This window comes from Neisseria sp. P0022.S009 (assembly GCF_051956675.1).
In the GTDB taxonomy this organism is placed as follows: domain Bacteria; phylum Pseudomonadota; class Gammaproteobacteria; order Burkholderiales; family Neisseriaceae; genus Neisseria.
Map to the genome: position 1 here is coordinate 1 of NZ_JBQCXE010000060.1, position 472 is coordinate 472.

The 472-nt window shown below is 49.8% G+C and carries 1 protein-coding gene and 1 pseudogene; both read left to right on the plus strand.

All coding sequences use genetic code 11. The annotated features are described in order from the left end of the window. Window positions 1-153: pseudogene (locus tag ACTHUG_RS11430) on the plus strand (acyl-CoA thioesterase); the annotation flags it as partial. A 127-nt stretch (window positions 154-280) separates the two neighbouring features. Then, the coding region (locus ACTHUG_RS11435) for a hypothetical protein (protein ID WP_440422290.1) at window positions 281-472 on the plus strand (192 nt) is incomplete at its 3' end.

The window sequence follows — 472 nt, forward strand, 5'->3', positions numbered from 1 at the left end:
TACTTCCACATGTGTGCCGTTGAAGACGGCGAGCCGGTTGCCGTGCCGCCATTGGAAATCAATGCACCGCCCCAACGTTGCCGTTATGAAAAGGCCAAAAAACGCAAAGCGTTGAGCCTTCGGGCTTCCAATGAAGTTTCTTGCATCCTTTAAGTGATTGCTTAGAAAGAATGAAGGCCGTCTGAAACCCTGTTTCAGACAGCCTTCACGCAAAAGCCATAAACTGCTTGTTTTGTGGTAGAATCAACAAGATTTTTGCCATACGAAATTACAGATCATCATGACCGACGCAACCATCCGCAACGACCATAAATTTGCACCTGAACCCCTGCCTGTCAGCCTTGAAGACGAAATGCGCAAGAGCTACCTCGATTACGCCACGAGCTTAACTATGGGTCGAGCCCTGCCGGATGTCCGCGACGGTCCCAAGCCAGTACCTGTCTCTTATACATCTCTTACGCTGCCGACGAAT